The sequence below is a fragment of the Henriciella barbarensis genome (assembly GCF_003576345.1).
GTDB lineage: Bacteria > Pseudomonadota > Alphaproteobacteria > Caulobacterales > Hyphomonadaceae > Henriciella > Henriciella barbarensis.
This window is the reverse complement of sequence record NZ_QWGB01000005.1, coordinates 834,203-850,308: the sequence shown is the minus strand read 5'-3', so window position 1 is coordinate 850,308 and position 16,106 is coordinate 834,203. Positions and strand designations below refer to the sequence as shown.

Genomic DNA, 16,106 nt, shown 5'->3' with positions numbered 1-16,106 from the left:
CAACATGGCCCTCAGGCGAGCCCGACGTTTGTCTGCAAGATTCCTTGAACGGTGTCCGCTTATCCAGGCGCCTATCAATGGAACAACCACCGAGATCGTCGCGCCAGCCACTGCGCCAATGATGCCGGCCCAGCCCGGATCAAGTGCCATTTCTAACCTCCGTATTGAGCTGATGGTCTACTGAACTTTTTGATGCCTATTCAGGCGCGTCCGGCGTGCGCTCCCTCACCTTCGTCAACGCCTCTTTATCCGTATCATATTCGGTTTCACGGGCGGCCTCTTTGAAATTGTCGAGTTGAATCTGGCGGTTAGCAGACATCAAAAGCGTTCATGGCGAAACGTCATTACATCATATATAGCGATGAATCCGACAAGAAGGGAAAATACTACTCCAACTTCTTTGGGGGAGTTCTGCTCAAGGCCGAAGATCGAGAAGAGATCGATGCGCTGCTCAATGAAAAGAAAATAGAGCTAAATCTCAACCGCGAAATCAAATGGGATCGCGTGACCGCTAACTACCTTGAGAAGTACAAGGAATTCATCTCATTCTACTTCTCGTTTGTAGCGACCTCTCGGCTCCGGGTGCGGCTGATGTTTACCCAGAATATTCACGTACCCAAGGGACTTTCGAAAGAGCAAGTCGAAGAACGCTATCTCCGGCTGTATTACCAATTCTACAAGCACGCTTTTGGGATCAAGTACTGCAACCCTAACAGCCTGGATCGGGTCTACTTCCACATCTTTCCCGATCAAATTCCAGAGAATGGCGAGAAAATTCGCGCGTTCAAATCACGTGTCAGTAGCATACCCGAAGCCTACGATATGCGTGGAATAAATGTCACCATACCGGTGCGACACATCAATGACATCGACTCATCAGAGCACGTGATTTTGCAGGGGTTAGATATCATCCTCGGGTCCGTGTGCGCCCAACTCAACGGAAAATTATACGTAAAACCGGATGGATCGCGAAGGCGCGGCAAAAGAACTGTCGCAAAGGAAAAACTGTACCGACATATCAATACTGAGATCCGACAGATCAGGCCCGGTTTTAATGTAGGCGTGAACACGGGTACAAATCTTGGACCGAGAGACCGCTGGACAGACCCGTATCGGCACTGGCTCTTTAAAGCCAACGACCACGCCGTTGATTTAACCTTGGCAAAAAGGGGAAACAGGAACGTCTGATGGAGCGGGCCCGACCTGATCCTACATCAATAATCCAAGTGGAACTTGGACCTTCAGTTCAGGAGGGGCCCACACAATATATAAGTGATTTGCTGGGTCTCGACAAGCTACTTATTGGGTTCGTTCGTCAGAACCCAGGTGGTTCGACAAGGTCACCTTGGATACCTGCCTTCGCAGTTATCGTCGGAGTGTGGGTGCTTTTCCCTCAAGCATTCTTGATCGTCAGCCCGCCATCGACCGGGATGTGGACGCCGTTGAGAAGCTGGCGGAAGGGGAAGGCGCAGCGGATTACACCTTGGATGCCTGCCTTCGCAGGCATCTTCGGGAGGGTGGTGCTTGGGAGTGGGGGTCAGTGGTTGAGTTTGAGGTAGAGGTCGAGCCAGTCCGGGTTTTCGGCTTCGATCAGCTTTAGCGTCCAGGCGCGTTTCCATGCCTTGATCTGGTATTCGCGGGTCTTTGCGCTGTCGCGGGAGTCGTGGGGTTCAAGCCAGATGAGGCGGTGGACCGCATATTTGCGGGTGAAGGCGGCGCCGAGACCTTGTTTATGCTCCCAGACGCGTTTCGATATGTCGTCGGTGCTGCCGGTAAAGAGCGTGCCGTTCTTCTGACTGGCGAGGATGTAGACGTAGAATGGTTTCATTCTGTCTCATCCTGACGCCGCCGATACCTGCTTTCGCAGGCATCTTCGCGATACATGAATAGGCGTCGGAAGCGCGTTAGCCCTCTTCGACTTTCTCGCCCTCTTTGCGGGCTTTGAAGGCGATAATGGCGAGCGTGATAAGGACAGCCAGAACGGCCCACGCAACGGCTATCGCTATACTTAGGGGTAATACAGTCGTCAGGAGGGATGGCCCGGTGCCTGTAAGAAACTCCGAATAGAGCGTGTAAAGGATCAGCGCGAGTTCCAGTGCGCCGACACCCCAGATGAAGACGGGCTGAAATATATCAGTGAACCGGGCTTCGAAGTCTTGCGGGAGTTTCATGTAAACAGCGTTATCCCAACCGCTTCACACAAGGCAAGCGCGCTGGCGATCTTTCAGCCAGGGGTCGGAATAACGCTTACCCCTCAAGCATTCTTGATCGTCAGGCCGCCGTCGACCGGGATGTGGACGCCGTTGAGGAAGCTTGCGGCCGGGAGGACGACAGAAAGCGTCATATTGGCGACTTCTTCGGGGATGCCGTACCGGCGCAGCGGCACGCGGCGCTTGGCGTAGATGGTCTTGTGCTCTTCCGGGATGCCGGAGGTGATGCCGGTGCGGATGGGGCCAGGGCAGATGCAGTTGACGGTGATGTCCATGTCTTCCTCGCGGCCAAGGTCGCACGCCAGGCCGCGGGTGAGACCGATGACGCCGTGCTTGGCAGCGACGTAAGGCGAGTTGCCGGGGGTCGCGCCGACGCCTTCGGTCGAGGCGACGTTCACGATGCGGCCGAACTTTGCCTTGCGCATATAGGGCAGGGCCGCGCGGATGGCGCGCTGGTGGCTGGTCAGCATGACGTTGATGCTGGGGCCCCAGCTGTCCTCATAGCTTTCTTCGGCAACGTTGGCCGGGATGGCGAAACCGGCATTGTTGACGAGGATTTCGAGGCCGCCGAAATGCTCCGCGGCTTCCTTGACGACGCGCTTGATCGCCTCGCCGTCGCCGACATCCATGGCCCAGCCTTTGACGTTGTCGAAGCCGGCGGCCTTGATCTCAGCCACGACCTTGTCGACGGCGTCCTGCTTGAGGTCCGTTACGGCGACATTCGCGCCTTCATGGGCAAAGAGGTGGGCAGTGGCCCGGCCCATGCCGGAGGCGGCGCCGGTGATGAGGGCGGTCTTGCCTTTGATCGAGCGGGAAAGCGGCTGGTACGGCTCCATGGGCGGGTCTCCTCCGTGTGTTTTCGTTGAGGAAGGCGTAGGGGCGGAGCGGGGCTTCGTCCATGGGTGACGTGTGGGGAAGGGGTTTGGGTTTGGGATTCCGCAATTTGCCGTCATCCCGGAATTCGCTTCTGCGAATATCCGGGACCTATGGCGGTTGAGACTTCGCTCACCATGAGGGGACTGGGGCGTTTGCGATTGGCGGAACGCGAGACAGCCACTCGCTTCGGTGCCCCCACCCCTGACCCCTCTCCCGCGATCGGGAGGGGGGGAGGTTTTGTTTGAGAGGGATGCACCCAGCCGCCATGGGTCCCGGATAGAGCCTGGCGGCTCTTCCGGGATGACGGAATTGGGGGCGGGTTACTCTTCGAAGATAGGTAGGAGGAGCAGGCCAAGGATGACGACGATTATCGCCAGCACGACTGCACCGCGCGCGATCAGGATTATTGCGCCGATGGCAAGTATGAGGGTTGCTGCGCCTTTGAAAGGATTTGCCATGCGGGGGCCTCATCATCTGCGTAACCTGTAGAAGCTATTGCAGGATGCGCTGAAGCGGCGGTGTAGGGAAGGTGTGTGGGGGGCTGGTTTCGAAGAGGCGCGCTTAGCCGCCATGGGTCCCGGATAGAGCCTGGCGGCTCTTCCGGGATGACGGGATTGGGGGGTAGGTTTGAGTTGGCGTCACCCTCGACCGCGTAGCGGTCTGAGGGTCCATCTCCTGACTTTGATGTTCGGGTTGGCGGGAGATGGGCCCCCAGATGAGCTGGTGCTCATCAGGAGTGAGGCGGGCGGCGAGGTCAGTATTTCGGGCTTCATCCTTCGACCCCGGCCTTCGCCGGGGCAGGCGCCGCTCAGGAGGAGGTTGTGATTTCCGCTCTCTTGGACGCGCAAAGAAAAAGCCCGCCGCGGCGGACCGGGCGGGCTTTGTCGTCTTGCAGGTCAACGCGGAGTTTATGCGCTTTCCTTGATCCACTCGGCGATGCGCTGTTTCGACATCGCGCCGAGATGGGTGGCGGTGACTTTGCCGTCCTTGAACATCATCAGGGTCGGCAAGCCGCGCACGCCGAATTTGGAGGCGGCGACGGGGTTCTCGTCGACATTGATCTTGGCGACTTTCACCTTGTCGGCCATTTCCTCGGCCACGGCTTCGAGGTGCGGGGACATCTGCTTACACGGGCCACACCATTCGGCCCAGAAGTCGACCACGACCGGCTTGTCACCGGCTACGGCGTCGTCAAAATTGTCGTCTGTAATCGTTTCGGCGGCCATTTCTGCCTCCTTTGCTCGTTGTCTGCTCTTATAGATAGGAATTGTACGGATTCTTCAAAGGCGGCCAGCTAAACGCTCCAATGAGTTCTGCAATAAGGTGGCGGGAAGTTCGAAGAGGACAGGGCCGTCTGTATAGAGGAGGCCCGCGCGCACGGTGCGCCTTGGCCAGGTCTCTGACAGGATGTGCGTATAGGCCGCCATCTGGGCGATGTAGGACGCATCGACATCCTCCACGCGCGCCGGGGCGGGGCGGTCTGTCTTGTAATCGATGATGAGGACTTCTGTGTCGCTGACGACGAGGCGGTCGACCCGGCCATTGATGATCGTTGCGCCGGAGGCGGCGTCGATTTCGCCGACAATGGCGGCTTCGGAGCGTCCGCCGGGGGCGAAGACGTGGGTGAAACTGTCATCTTTGAGAGTGCGGAGCGTGACCGCGAGAATTTCGGCGCGGGCGGTGTCGTCCAGCTCGGCGTGACGGTCGAGCCAGGTGCGGGCGGCGGCTTCGCGGGCGTCCGGGGTGAGCTCTGGCAGGTATTGCAGCAGGGTGTGGATGAGCTTGCCGCGTTTCAGGGCAGCGGCGCGGGCCGGACCGAAAGGTTTCGAGACGGGCGCTGTATCCGTGAGCAGCCGGCTTGGCGCGCGGATGCGGGTGGTGGGGCCAGTGCCGGGGGCTTGTTGTTTCGTCCAGGCGGGGGCGGCAGGCAGGGCTGCGCTGGCGCCGCTATCTGGCGTCACGGCGGGCTGCACCTCGCCATAGGTGAGGGTTTCATCGGCGTCTGCGCCGTCGCCGCCGGTAAGCGAGAGCATGCCTTGTCGGCAGAGCGCGTACCAGGAGGTGTCGGTGTAGCCTGCACCGGACTTCGCGCCATGGTGGGCGCCCGCAATGATGAGCCTGTCCTCTGCGCGCGTCAGGGCGACATAGAGGAGACGGCGGGACTCGCGGGCCTGCGCTGTCTTGCGGGCGAGGCGGCGGGCGGCGATGACGGGCGGGTCTTCGGCAGCCCGCTTGGAATAGACCGGAATGCCGCCCTCCAGCATGAAAAGCCCGTTCGTGTCGGCTTTTTCTGCGCTGGTCGTGTCCGGCAGGATGACGATGGGGGCCTGCAGGCCCTTGGCGCCGTGGACGGTCATCACGCGGATTTCGCCATTGGCCTCGGCAAGGTCACGTTTAAGCTGGCTGGTGTCGCTCTCGATCTCGGCGAGGAAAAGCTGGAGGCTGGCCGCTTCGCCCATATCATAGCCGAGCGCGCGGTCGATGAGGGCGCTGACCGGGTCGCGGGCAGGCTCTCCGAGGCGCTGGATGAGGCGGTCCCAGCCTGAGAGGCCATCCTCGCGGCGCCTCGTCAGGGCGCGGGAGAGGAAGTCGAAAGCGGGCAGGTCGCGGTGGGCGAGGAGGTCCTCGCAGAAGGCGCGGGCTGGCGCGAAGACGGGGTCGGTCGCGGCCTGTAGCCGGGCCCACAGGCTCTCATTCCTGCGCTCATAGGCGAGCGGGAAGAGATGGTGGTCGTCATCGATGAGGCCGCAGAAGGGCCCGCGCAGGATTTCTGCGAGGGTGAGGTCATCGGACGGGAAGAGCGCAAAGCGGATGAGGTTCAGGCAGTCCTGCACGCCGATATGGTCGAGCAGGACGAGACGGTCTGCACCTGCCACGGGGAGGTGCTCATCCTTGAGGGCACGGATCAGCGCGTTGAACAGCGCGCCGCGTTTGCGCACCAGGATGAGAAAGTCTTCGGGACGTGCGCCTTGCGGCTCGCCTTTGCGCCAGACAGGCTCGCCCGCATCGACCATGCGGCGGATCTCGGCAGCGACCTCTTTGGCGAGTTTGTTCTTGGGCGAGCTCTCGCTGATATGGTCGAGCGGGGCGTCCCACGGGTCGCCTTCTTCTTCCTCGGTGTGCGGCGTGATGGGCCAGAGATCGACGCGGCCGGCCTCATTGCTGCGCTTGGCAACATGGGCGAGCGTGTCGGCCTCATCGGGCGGCATGTCGGAGAAGGGGTCGCCTGCAAAACTGTCCTGATTGAACACCGCGTCGACGAAGCCGAGCACTTCGGGCGTCGAGCGGAAAGACATGGTCATGTCCGGCAGGTTGGCCTGTCCGTGGCGGGATTGTTCGGCGGCGATGAAGGCCTGTTTCTCCTGCAGGAAGCGTTCAGGGTCTGCGCCCTGAAAGGAGTAGATGGACTGTTTCTTGTCGCCGACGGTGAACTGGGTGCGCGGATCGACGGCGCGCTCTGCGCCCATGCCGGCGCGAAACTCTGTTACCAGCGCATTGATCAGCACCCACTGGCTGGGGCTGGTGTCCTGCGCCTCATCGAGGAGGATGTGGTTGAGCCCGCCATCGAGCTTGTAGAGCACCCATTCGGCGATGCCGGGCGCGGTGAGGAGGCGTTTGGTACGCTCGATCAGGTCATCGAAGTCAAGGGCGGCGCGGGCGCGTTTTCCAGCCGCGTAGCCGGAGAGGACAGGCAGGCCGATATCGATCAGCGCGGCGGTCGTCTCATAGGCGCGGCGGGCTTTCAGCCGTTCCATCAGATTGCGGATGCGGAAGGCCTCGCTACCGTCGCCGTCCTTCATCTGGTAGAGGGCGGCGGCTTCGGCGCAGAGGTCGCCGATGGCCTTGGTGTAGGGGTTGGACTTCTTCCAGTCGCCAGATTGGGTCAGGAAGAGGCTGCAATAGGTCTCGAACCGGTCTTCGGGCGAGCGATCGGAGAGACAGTCGACCAGCTTCTCCATCAGGTCGGCGTCGGTCTTCTTCAGACTGGTTTCGCCGGAGAGGATAGAAATGAGCGACTGGATGTCGGCGCGGGGGAGGTCGCAGCCCATCGCGTTCTCGACGAGCTCAGCGGTGCTTTCATCCGGCGCGTTGAGGGCCGCTTTGACGTCGGCTCTCAGCGCTTCGGGGTCGCGGCCGGTCAGGTCAGTGGCGACGCTGCGCAGCGCTGAGAGAATGACGGATGCGCCGAGGCCGCCGCCTGCTTCGGAGAGGGCGGCGAGGGCGTCCGGATTGGTTTCGGCGGCGTGGAGGATCTGCTCACGCAGCGCGTCGGTCCAGAGCTCATCGGCCTCGCGGTCTTCGATCTCGGTGAAGCCTGGCGAGACGCGCGCCTCAAGTGGAAACCGGCGCAGGATACGCGCGCAGAAGGCGTGGATGGTCTCGATACGGAGGCCGCCCGGTGTTTCGAGGGCCTGCGCGAACAGGGCGCGGGCGGCGTCGAGATCGCTGGCCTCGTAGGTGTCAGCTGGACGGTGTTCGAGCTCGGCAAGCTTGTCGCGCAAGGTTGCATCATCTGCGACGGACCAGCTGCCGAGGGTGCGGAAGAGGCGGCCGAGCATCTCGTTCGCGGCGGCCTTTGTGTAGGTGACGCAGAGGATGGTGTCTGGCGGCGCGCCGGGACGTCCTCCATCGCGGCGAAGCAGCAAGCGGGCGACGCGGTCGATCAGGACTTTCGTCTTGCCAGAGCCTGCATGCGCCTCCACCCAGGCGGAGCGATCAGGCAGGGCGGCATCGGCCTGGGCCTTCTGGGCGCGGGCATAGGCCGGCGGCGGGAAATCAACCACATTAGTCATCGCCGCTCTCCGAAATCCATTCATCGCGGCGGGCAAGGCGCGCATAGTCAGAACCGTAAGTCGCCCAGATAGGACGCGGCATGCTGACATAGGGGTGAGACGGGTCAGCGAAGCGCGCGATGAGCTGGGTCACGCCTGCGCGGGTTTCTTCTATGATCTCTTCAAGGGGTTTTTCGGGCATAGAACGTCCCGTACCATCTCCGATATTGCGGACGGCAAACTTCGACCCGAAGCGGACATAGGTCAGCGCGGAGACGCTATCGCTGCGAAGCTTGATGTCATCCTTCACTTCGAACCCATCGCCGAGCGCGATGATGGCCGAGAGCGGCATTTGCGGATTGAGGCCCGCGCGGACCTGCTTTTCAGAAGGCGGATCGCCTGTCTTGAAATCGAGGATGGCGATGGAACCGTCCTGATGCCGCTCTACCCGGTCAGCATTGGCGGTGACAGTGAAGCGGCCTTCGGGCATGGCAGGGGCGGTGAGGTCTGTCTGGCCGGAGATTTCAGTGTGGACGTGCCCGGCGATGAGGTGAAGGCGGCCTGCGCGCCAACCCAGATATTCTGCGGCGACTTTCCTGCGGACGGACACACCGCCGAGAATGATCTCCTCAAGCTCGCCTGCGCTGCGCAACTCGTCTTCGATGAGGGCGACGAGGCTGTCGGTTGATTTCTCGACGCCGTCTTCCTCGAATTTTTCTAGGGCGGCGTGAATGGCAGTCCCGCGTGGACGGGCATCGACGGCCATGTCGAGGGGATCGAGCGGATAAAGACCAAGTACCTGCTGGGCGTAGATCTTGTAGGGGTCGCGGATGAGGTCTTCGATCCGGGTGACCGAGAGTTTTTTGGACCTCGCCTCAAGCGCCGGTGTGGGGCGGGGTTCGGACGTGTAGCCCTCCGGCAGGGCAGGCGCTTCGCGCAATGAGGTGAGCCAGGTGCGCGGGTCGTCCTCTGTGGATGGCTCAAGCACGCGGGCGGCCTCCTCCTCACCGAGGGCGCCGCGCGCAAGCGTGGTCAGCCGCCAGATCCAGCGCGACGCGACGGCGGGCGCGTCATCGCGGCGCCGGGCGCTGATCAGCGTGACATTCGGGGCCGCAGCCATCTGCGCGAAGTCATGCGCCGAGAGGCCGATGCGTTCATCCGGGTCTGCGAGACCGAGCTTCTTGCGGAAGTTGCGGGGCAGGAAAGCGTCTGGCGGCGGCTGCTTTGGCCAGACATCCTCATTGAGACCAGCAAGGATGAGCCGGTCGGCACTCTGGAGACGTGCTTCGAGTGGGCCCCAGATGGCTAGCCGTGGATGATCGCCGCCTGCGTCGCGGACGCTGATCGTCTGGCAGTAGGATTTGAAAAGCTCGGCCCAGATTTCGGCGGCGGCAGGCTCAAGGCTATCGCAGATGTCAGCGAAATCGCGCATCGCGGTGGAGAGCGCCGCCCCATCTTCGCCCGCCCATGGCAGCGGCGCATCACCAAGGTCGGCCATGAGATCGCTAACGGCTTCGAGAAAGCGGCGGCCGGAAATCGCCTCGCCATCCGGGCCGAGCCCTGCGTTGGCAAGTCTGTGCTGGAGGTCAGCGACGATGCGCTGAGACGGGGCGGCGAAGCGGGGTTCTGGGCGTCCGCGCAGCTCTGCCTGATGGCGCGCTTCGCGGTCGAGCCGATCGATATGAGCTTCAAGGCCTTCAAAATCTTCCCAGCGGCGCGGGCCGCGCAGGACATGGCGTTCCAGCGTATCGAGATCTTCGGTTGGGGTGACCTGCCGGTGTTTCAGCACGGCCAGCATCAGCGCCGGGTGGGTCGGGTCGCTCGCCCAGTCCATGGTGAGGGCAGCGAGGCTGCCAGACCGGGTCTGCAGGAGTGGGGTGCCGCCGGAAGGCGCAAGATCAACACCCCAATGCTGCATGAGTGAGGACACGCGCCGGGAAAGACCCGCATCGGGTGTCACGAGCGCGGCAGTTTCGCCTTCGCGCTCCAGTGTCTCGCGCAGGAGGAGCGCGGCGCACCAGGCTTCATCCTGATCGTCGGCGGCCTCGAGCAGGGTGAGACCGGAAAAGCCGTCGCGCGCAAAGTCTGCGCGGGAGCGGGCGCCCGCGAGTTCATCCAGCCGGGTCAGCCAGCCTGCGGTTTCGCTGGCCGGGGCGAGCGCTTCGTGAATGAGGGCGCGTCGCGCGCGTGCTTCAGCCGTGTCTGCGAGGCCCGGCCACGGGGCGACTTCGTCTGGCAGGTAGTCCAGCCGGTCGAGCGTCCGGGCGAGGGCGGCCTGCGGGTGGCTGGGTGTCTCAGCGATCTGATCCATGGAGGCGCGCGTGAGGTCACGGTCGAGACCCGGCAGAACGATCAGGGCACGTGGCAGGTGGAGGGCAGCGGTCATCAGCGCAAAGGCGGATGGGTCCGCACCCGTTGAGCCCGCGATAATGACATCACCTTTGGGAGGGCGGTCCTTCCAACTTGCCGCGGTCGCCTCTGCTGCGGCAAGGCGGCGCGCATAGGGGTCCATACGTTGCTGGTCTTCGAGGCTGGCGGGCCAGGCCTGCGTGATGATCTTCAGGAATTCGACCGATTGCTGCCAGTGAATGGCCAGCTGGCGTTCCTCCACCAGCGTATCGAGGCGATCCCAGTCGATGCCGCCACTGAGTGCGGCCTGATCGAGCAGACGCGCAAGTTCACCAGCGGCCGCGAGCGCGGACGCGGGCGGGACGGGCGTGCCCTGTCTTTCGTAGTATGCAGAGACGAGCCGCGAGAGCTGGCCGAGGCGTTCTGCGCCGGACAGGGCAGGCGGCAGGTCGGCAAGGGCGGATTCAACGCCGGGAGGAGGCTCATCATTCTCTAGATCACCGAGCGGGCGGATCTCCGGCATGAGCAGTGTCTTGACGCCTGCCGCGCGGTAGATGGCAAGCGCAAGCGCGCGGGCCGAACGCCGGTTCGGCACATAGATCAGATCATCGGCCAGCGCGTCCGGATGGGCAGCGGCGTCCTTTTCCTCGACGAGGGCGCGCGCAAGCTCATTCAGGAAGTTTGCGCCGGGCGGGATGGTTCGAAGTCGCGGCGCGCCGGGAGCAAACAGGCCGGGCCCGCTCATGCGCCAAAACACCTTAGCCACATTTCGGCATCCCTGAGGGATTTCGGATCGCCGACATGGAGCCAGAACCGGTCGAGCGGCAGGCCCTGCATGCGCTTTTTCTCAAGCAGGCCTGACCAGACGCGGAAGGCGGAGAAAGGCTCTGCCGGGTATTCGGCATAGAGGGCGGGCTTTGCGATGCGCAGGCCCGCATAGGCCCAGGCGGCGGAAGGGTCATCGCCGCGATGTGTGATCAGCCCGTCATCGGAAAGGTGGAAGTCCCCCTTGCCGGAAAAGCCGAGGCAGCGTTCGCGGTCAGCAAGCAGCAGGATTTCATCGGCTTTTGCTGGGTCATAGGCGTCAGCCAGCGCCTTGAGCGGCGCGCTATCGCCCGGCGCCCAGAAGGCGTCGGTGTTGACGACGAAGATCGGGTCTTCGCCGAGCAGGCTGGCGGCTTTCGAGATGGCGCCGCCGGTTTCCAGAACTTCCTCGCGCTCGTCGGAGAAGACCACCTCGACCCCGCCAATGCCGCGCGCATGGGCCTCCACCTGATCGGCGCACCAGTGCGTGTTCACGACGAGGCGCTTCACGCCTGCCTCAACCAGCGGATCGATCTGGCGGTCCATGAGCCGTTTGCCGGCGACCTCGATCAGCGGTTTGGCTGTCTCGTTGGTCAGCGGGCGCATACGCGTGCCAAGGCCTGCGGCGAGGATCATGGCGGTGTGGGGGATGGTGGCCATCAGGCCTCCTCAAAGATGAAGGGGGCGGTATCGGCGACGAAGGCGGCCATGCCGGCGGCGGCGGGGTGTTCGAGGTTGCGGGCCAGAAGCTGCTTCTGGCGCGGCAGGAAGAGCTTGTAGCGGGCCTTGCCGTCACGCTCGATCAGGCGGGCGAAAATGCCGACGATGCGGAGGGCATTGAGCGTGCCGATAATGGCGAGGCGTTCGAGGAAGTCGGCTTCTGCCTTGCCGGTTCTGTCGAGATAGGTGCGGATGGCGGCCGATTGGGCGGCGGGGGAGACAGGGCGGCGGGCATCTTGGACCAGCATGGCCATGTCCCATGCGTCCCAACCGACGACGGCGTCCTGAAAGTCGAGGAGGCCGACACGGGCGCGGCCACCCCGCTCGGGCAGCCAGATAAGGTTTTCGGCGTGATAGTCGCGCAGGGTGAGCTCTCGCGGGAAAGCCTGTGCGCGGTCAATCAGGGCGGCGAGTTCGCTTTCCCAGCGGGCATGATCAGCCTCCGAGAGGGACATGCGCGGGTCGAATTTCGGGTACCAGTTGGCAAACAGGCTGGCATTCACATTGAGGGCGAGCGTGTCGAAATCGAGGATCGGCCATGTCCGCTCAAGCGCGGTGAGCTCTTTCGGGATGTCGAGGGCATGCAGGTCTGCCAGCGCACCTGCTGCGGCGGTGTAGAGCTCTACCTCGTCTGCGCCTTTCTCGATGAGGCGGGCAAACTCTTTCTGGCTGCCGAAATCCTCAATGACGGCGAGGCCGAGGGCGGCGTCGCCCGCGATGACTTCCGGCGCGCTGAAGCCATTGATGCGCAGCCAGCCACCGATGGCGGCGAAGGCTTCGACGCGGGAGGCGGCGAGACGAGACTGCTTGTTCCAGCCGCCTGCAAGGCGTTCCTCGTCGCTCATATCCGGCGTGCACGGATCATCCTCGACCAGCGGGGCGTCCATGAGGAGGGCGGCCTCTCCGTCGGTGCGTGACAGGCGGCCATAGCGGCGCGTCGAGGCGTCGGCATTCAGCCAGTCGAGACGCGCATCGGCCCAGCCGGCGCGCGTGAGAAAGGCCTCGATCTCGGCCTGCCTGTCTGCGTCAAATCCCATGGAGTCGAGACTGCCAGTCTTCGCCATGCGGTTCCAGCCTTGCTGTGCGACCTTCGGCGGTTTGTTCGAGGGTGAGGTCTAGCCTCCAGGCGGGGAGGTGCTCGCCCGCCTTGAGCGGCCATTCGATGAGGGCGAGGCCGCCAGCGGTTTCGTCCCAGCCAAGCTCTGTCACCTCGTCCGGGTCTTCGATCCGGTAGAGGTCGAAATGATAGATGGTGAGGCCATGCGCGTCATAGGTCTGGACCAGCGTATAGGTCGGACTGGGGACTTCTGTCGGGGTGCCGCGAAGGGCTGAGATGAGCGCGCGGGAGAAGGTCGTCTTGCCTGCGCCAAGCCCGCCATAAAGGGCGATGACATCGCCTGCTTTCAGGTGCGGGGCGAGGCGGGCGGCAAGGCGCGCGGTCGCGGTCTCATCGGCAAGGTGAAGCTCGAGACTGTCCGCCATCAGAGTGTGTCCAGTGTCTGGCTGACGGCGTCCAGCAGGGCGTCGGTCGGCTCACAGCCTGCGGAGAGGCGGACATAGCCGGGGGCGACATCATCGCCCCAGCGGGCGCGGCGCTCTCCGCTGGTCTGGATACCGCCAAAGCTGGTGGCGTGGAAGATGGCCGGGCAGTCATCGATGAAGCGTTCGGCGGCGTCCTCGCTACCGAAGGTCGCGCCGAGGACGAAGCCGGGGCGGACCATCTGTCTTGAGGCAATGGCGTGGGAGGGGTCGTCTTCGAGGCCCGGAAAGCGGACTGCGGACACGGCGGCATGGCCTTGCAAGAGGCGGGCAAGGGCATCGGCGTTGGCGCACATCCGCTCCAGCCGAAGCTCCAGCGTCATGAGGCCGCGATAGGCGAGATAGGCTTCGGTAGGGCCGGGGGTGGCGCCTGAGAGCTTGCGCCACTGACGCACGCGCTCGATCAAGCTCTCATCCTTTGAGGCGACATGACCGAAGAGGACATCGGAATGGCCGGCCAGCGCCTTGGTGTCCGAGGCGACGACCATATCTGCGCCAAGGGCGAGCGGGTCCTGCAGGAGCGGTGTCGCTGTGGTGTTATCGACGCAGACTTTGGCGTCGGCTGCATGCGCGCGCTCACAGATCGCCTTGATATCGCAAACGTCGAGGCCCGGGTTGGACGGGGTTTCCAGCCACACAAGGTCAAAGCCTGAGAGATCGTAGGTGTCCATCTGCCGCGTTGGAACGAGGACCGGCTCTATGCCGTGCTGGCGCAGGAAATCCTCGATGAGGACACGGACGGTGTAATAGCCGTCAGACGGCAGAAGGACGCGCGCGCCGGGGCCTGCGAGGGCCATCAGGCCAGCGGTCACGGCGGCCATGCCGCTTGGAAAGCAGACCGTCGGCGCATCTTCGAGCGCCCCGATCGCGTCCTCGATCGCCTGCCAGCCCGGATTGTCGAACCGACCATATGGAAAGGGGTGGTCTGGCGCACCGGGCAGGGCGTATTTCGCCGCATTTATGATGGGCGGGGCAAGGGACTCGCCCTTGGCAACCTTGCGCGCACGGCCATGCAACATATCGAGGACACGGCGTCTCGTCTGGTCAGCTTTCGTGGACATGTTTTCGGACTCCGGCACCTGCGACGTTGACCAAGCGATAGCGTGACCGAAAGCCCTCTTCAAATAGGTTTGCAGCTTGGTCTAGAAGAATGTCGGAAAACAAGCCGTCGCGGCAATCGATCGAGAATGTCCGCTATGGCTTGAAAAATCGTGACGCCTGCGTCATGAATGCGCGGAACCAGGGAGGAGAACAGGTTTGGACCTGTCGACAGCAAAGAACATCGTGGTCATTGGCGGCGGCCAGGCAGGCGCGCAAGCGGTCCAGTCGCTGCGCCAGTTCGGCTATGAAGGCGCGATCACGCTCGTCGGTGACGAAGCTGCCCTCCCATATCAGCGTCCCCCTCTCTCCAAAGCCTATATGAAGGGCGAGCTTGCCGAAGACCGGCTCTATTTCAAGCCAGCCGCCTGGTATGAGGACAACAAGGTCGAAACGCTGCTGTCCCAGCGCGTCGAGAAGATAGATCGCGCGAACCGTCAGGTCCTGCTGCAGCATGGCGGGCATCTCGATTATGACGCGGTGATCATCGCGACAGGCTCGCGGCCTCGTCCGCTACCGGTTGAGGGCGCTGACCTTGAGAATGTGTTCGAGCTGCGCGGCCTTTCGGACGTGGAGCATATCCAGCCAAAGATGATCCCCGGCAAGAAGCTGGTCATCGTCGGTGCAGGCTATATCGGTCTCGAAGCAGCCGCCGTGGCGCGCCAGCTCGGCCTTGAAGTCACCGTGCTGGAAATGGAACAGCGCGCACTTGCCCGTGTAACCAGCCCGGTCATCAGCTCATTCTATGAAGCGCTTCACATGGAGCACGGCGTCGATGTGCGCTGCGGTGCGCGTCTCGGCAGCCTGAAAGGCAAGGACGGCAAGCTGACCCATGCGGTGCTGGCCTCCGGCGAGGAAATCAAAGCGGACATGGTGCTGGCCGGGATTGGTATCATTCCCAATGTCGAGCTTGCGGAAGAGGCCGGTCTGCCCTGCAAGAACGGCATTATCGTTGACGAAGACGCCCGCACGAGCGACCCGCGCATCTTTGCCGCAGGTGACTGCACCGTGCGCCCGCTGGCTCATTATGCCCGTACCGGGCGGCTAGAGAGCGTGCACAATGCGATCGAGCAGGGGAAGCTCGCCGCGGCTGCGATCATGGGCAAACCGCGCCCAGCGCTGGACTGCCCGTGGTTCTGGTCTGACCAATACGACATCAAACTACAGATCGCTGGCCTGTCGCAAGGCTATGACGAAATCGTCGTGCGCGGCGATGTCGAGGCAAAAAAGTTTGCGGCCTTCTACAAGAAGAATGGCCGCCTAATCGCAGTGGATGCCATCAACAGTCCGCCGGAATTCATTGCATCGAAACGACTGATCATGTCTGGTGCAACCGTTGCGTCAGAGACGCTTGCAGATACATCCATCAGCATGAAGGAAATCGCGGCCGCGGCCGCCTGAGGAGACAGGAAATATCATGCCGACCATTACCTATATCGATCACGACGGAACCGAGCGCCCAATCGAGGCCAAGAACGGTGAGACCGTGATGGAAACTGCCATCAAGAATTCTGTTCCTGGTATCGACGCCGATTGCGGCGGTGCCTGCGCGTGCGCAACATGCCACGTCTATGTCGAGGAATCCTTCATGGACAAGGTTGGACAGCCAGAAGAGATGGAACAGTCGATGCTCGATTTCGCAGAGAACGTTCAGGCCAATTCGCGCCTTTCCTGCCAGATCCAGATTTCCGACGAGCTGGACGGCCTGCGTGTCACCACGCCGGAAAGCCAGCACTAG

The 16,106-nt window shown here is 62.7% G+C and carries 14 protein-coding genes; 3 read left to right on the top strand and 11 right to left on the bottom strand.

All coding sequences use genetic code 11. From position 1 onward, the window contains the following. Nucleotides 1-330 precede the first annotated feature (330 nt). The gene (locus D1224_RS07090; protein ID WP_119379192.1) at nt 331-1,188 is read left to right on the top strand and encodes a DUF3800 domain-containing protein; all 858 of its coding nucleotides are present in this window, start codon (nt 331-333) and stop codon (nt 1,186-1,188) included. Between the two features lie 349 nt (nt 1,189-1,537). On the opposite strand, the gene D1224_RS07085 is transcribed toward D1224_RS07090, so the two are convergent. From D1224_RS07085 to D1224_RS07040, 11 genes are all read right to left on the bottom strand, one after another. Then, complete coding sequence (locus D1224_RS07085) at nt 1,538-1,828, bottom strand: GIY-YIG nuclease family protein (protein ID WP_119379191.1); 291 nt, start codon at nt 1,826-1,828, stop codon at nt 1,538-1,540. 76 nt (nt 1,829-1,904) lie between these two features. Continuing rightward, nucleotides 1,905-2,171, bottom strand: a complete 267-nt coding sequence (locus D1224_RS07080; RefSeq protein ID WP_119379190.1) for a hypothetical protein — start codon at nt 2,169-2,171, stop codon at nt 1,905-1,907. An 83-nt stretch (nt 2,172-2,254) separates the two neighbouring features. Then, on the bottom strand, nt 2,255-3,046 hold the full coding sequence (locus tag D1224_RS07075; RefSeq protein ID WP_119379189.1) for an SDR family NAD(P)-dependent oxidoreductase: 792 nt from the start codon (nt 3,044-3,046) through the stop codon (nt 2,255-2,257). Between the two features lie 360 nt (nt 3,047-3,406). After that, nucleotides 3,407-3,544 carry a hypothetical protein gene (locus D1224_RS16475; RefSeq protein WP_182482203.1) on the bottom strand — a complete coding sequence of 46 codons (138 nt, stop codon included), beginning with the start codon at nt 3,542-3,544 and terminating at the stop codon, nt 3,407-3,409. Nucleotides 3,545-3,994: 450 nt separating this feature from the next. Continuing rightward, nucleotides 3,995-4,348, bottom strand: coding sequence for a thioredoxin (gene trxA, locus D1224_RS07070; protein ID WP_267897090.1), 354 nt, complete (start codon nt 4,346-4,348; stop codon nt 3,995-3,997). An 18-nt stretch (nt 4,349-4,366) separates the two neighbouring features. Then, nucleotides 4,367-7,879: a double-strand break repair helicase AddA gene (gene addA, locus D1224_RS07065; RefSeq protein WP_182482202.1), complete on the bottom strand. Its 3,513-nt coding sequence runs from the start codon at nt 7,877-7,879 to the stop codon at nt 4,367-4,369. Continuing rightward, nucleotides 7,872-10,952, bottom strand: a complete 3,081-nt coding sequence (addB, locus tag D1224_RS07060; protein WP_119379186.1) for a double-strand break repair protein AddB — start codon at nt 10,950-10,952, stop codon at nt 7,872-7,874. The genes addA and addB overlap by 8 nt, the downstream gene beginning before the upstream one ends. Beyond that, nucleotides 10,949-11,671, bottom strand: a complete 723-nt coding sequence (locus tag D1224_RS07055; protein WP_233350435.1) for a nucleotidyltransferase family protein — start codon at nt 11,669-11,671, stop codon at nt 10,949-10,951. The genes addB and D1224_RS07055 overlap by 4 nt, the downstream gene beginning before the upstream one ends. After that, nucleotides 11,671-12,795: an aminoglycoside phosphotransferase family protein gene (locus D1224_RS07050; RefSeq protein WP_233350434.1), complete on the bottom strand. Its 1,125-nt coding sequence runs from the start codon at nt 12,793-12,795 to the stop codon at nt 11,671-11,673. Before D1224_RS07050 ends, D1224_RS07055 begins: the two co-directional genes overlap by 1 nt. After that, nucleotides 12,758-13,213 carry a tRNA (adenosine(37)-N6)-threonylcarbamoyltransferase complex ATPase subunit type 1 TsaE gene (gene tsaE / locus D1224_RS07045; protein WP_119379184.1) on the bottom strand — a complete coding sequence of 152 codons (456 nt, stop codon included), beginning with the start codon at nt 13,211-13,213 and terminating at the stop codon, nt 12,758-12,760. Before tsaE ends, D1224_RS07050 begins: the two co-directional genes overlap by 38 nt. Then, nucleotides 13,213-14,331 (bottom strand): cystathionine gamma-lyase, encoded by a 1,119-nt coding sequence (locus tag D1224_RS07040; protein WP_119379927.1) that lies wholly within the window; start codon nt 14,329-14,331, stop codon nt 13,213-13,215. The genes tsaE and D1224_RS07040 overlap by 1 nt, the downstream gene beginning before the upstream one ends. Before the next feature lie 202 nt (nt 14,332-14,533). Between D1224_RS07040 and D1224_RS07035 the strand changes: the two genes are divergently transcribed. Together D1224_RS07035 and D1224_RS07030 are read left to right on the top strand one after the other, a co-directional pair. Then, nucleotides 14,534-15,769, top strand: coding sequence for an NAD(P)/FAD-dependent oxidoreductase (locus D1224_RS07035; RefSeq protein ID WP_119379926.1), 1,236 nt, complete (start codon nt 14,534-14,536; stop codon nt 15,767-15,769). A gap of 16 nt (nt 15,770-15,785) precedes the next feature. Beyond that, the gene (locus tag D1224_RS07030) at nt 15,786-16,106 is read left to right on the top strand and encodes a 2Fe-2S iron-sulfur cluster-binding protein (protein ID WP_119379183.1); all 321 of its coding nucleotides are present in this window, start codon (nt 15,786-15,788) and stop codon (nt 16,104-16,106) included.